Genomic DNA, 1381 nt, shown 5'->3' with positions numbered 1-1381 from the left:
CTGAACGACGCCTTGGCCGTGCTGCCCAACGTGCCGCTCGACGATGTGCCGGTCGGCAAGGACGAGCACGACAATGTTGTCAAGCGCATCGTCGGCAAGGTGCCGACGCGACCGAACTGGGTGAAGGAGCATTTCGAGATCGGCGAAGCGCTCGGCATGATGGATTTCGAGCGGGCGGCGAAGCTCTCGGGCTCGCGCTTCACGGTGCTGAAGAGCGGGTTGGCGCGGATGGAGCGCGCACTTGGCCAGTTCATGTTGGACCTGCACACAACCGAGCATGGCTATGAGGAGAGTCAGCCGCCTCTGATGGTGAAAGCCGAGGTTCTTTTCGGGACGGGGCAGCTGCCGAAATTCGAGGAGGATCTCTTCTTCGCCCCGCATGGAGATGGCAGGCTTGGCCTCATCCCGACCGCCGAAGTGCCGCTCACCAATCTCGTGCGCGAAGAAATCACGCCGCATGAAAAACTGCCGCTGCGCTATACAGCGCTGACGCCGTGCTTCCGTTCGGAAGCGGGCTCGGCCGGGCGCGATACGCGCGGCATGCTGCGCCAGCACCAGTTCTACAAGGTCGAACTGGTGTCGATCACCGACGAGGACTCCTCGCTCGCCGAGCACGAGCGGATGACCGAATGCGCCGAGGAGGTGTTGAAGCGTCTCGGCCTGCCGTTCCGCACCATGACGCTGTGCACCGGCGACATGGGCTTCGGCGCGCGCAAGACCTACGACATCGAGGTCTGGCTGCCGGGCCAGAACGCCTATCGCGAGATTTCGTCATGCTCGGTCTGCGGCGATTTCCAGGCGCGGCGCATGGACGCCCGCTACAAGGACAAGGACGGCAAGGGCAACCGCTTCGTCCACACGCTGAACGGCTCCGGCACTGCCGTCGGCCGCGCTCTGATTGCTGTCATCGAAAACTATCAGAATGAGGATGGCAGCGTAACCATTCCTGAAGCGCTTCGGCCTTACATGGGCGGTCTGGAAAAGATCGAATCAAGATAATGCGCATCCTCCTGACCAATGATGACGGCATCCATGCCGAGGGCCTTGCATCGCTCGAACGCATCGCCCGCACGCTGTCGGACGACGTCTGGGTGGTGGCGCCGGAGCAGGACCAGTCCGGCTACGCGCATTCGCTGTCGATCTCGGAGCCGCTGCGCCTGCGCAAGATTGGCGAAAAACACTTCGCCGTGCGCGGCACGCCGACCGACTGCGTCATCATGGGCGTGAAGAAGATCCTGCCCGCAGCACCCGACCTGATCTTGTCCGGTGTCAATTCCGGCGCCAACATCGCCGACGACGTCACCTATTCGGGCACCGTTGCCGGCGCCATGGAAGGCGCGCTGCTCGGCGTGCGTTCGATCGCGCTCAGCCAGGCCTATTC

General features: G+C 63.2%; 2 protein-coding genes. Both read left to right on the top strand.

Features of this window, described 5'->3' with window-relative positions:
* A partial coding sequence (serS, locus tag EOA86_RS34745) for a serine--tRNA ligase (protein WP_128345632.1) occupies window positions 1–999 on the top strand: 999 nt, incomplete at its 5' end.
* A partial coding sequence (surE, locus tag EOA86_RS34740) for a 5'/3'-nucleotidase SurE (protein WP_128345630.1) occupies window positions 999–1381 on the top strand: 383 nt, incomplete at its 3' end. The genes serS and surE, both read left to right, overlap by 1 nt.

The sequence above is a fragment of the Mesorhizobium sp. M5C.F.Ca.IN.020.32.2.1 genome, from assembly GCF_004023105.1.
Taxonomy (GTDB): Bacteria; Pseudomonadota; Alphaproteobacteria; order Rhizobiales; family Rhizobiaceae; genus Mesorhizobium; species Mesorhizobium wenxiniae.
The sequence above is the reverse complement of the archived record's forward strand: the minus strand, read 5'-3'. Positions and strand labels throughout refer to the sequence as shown.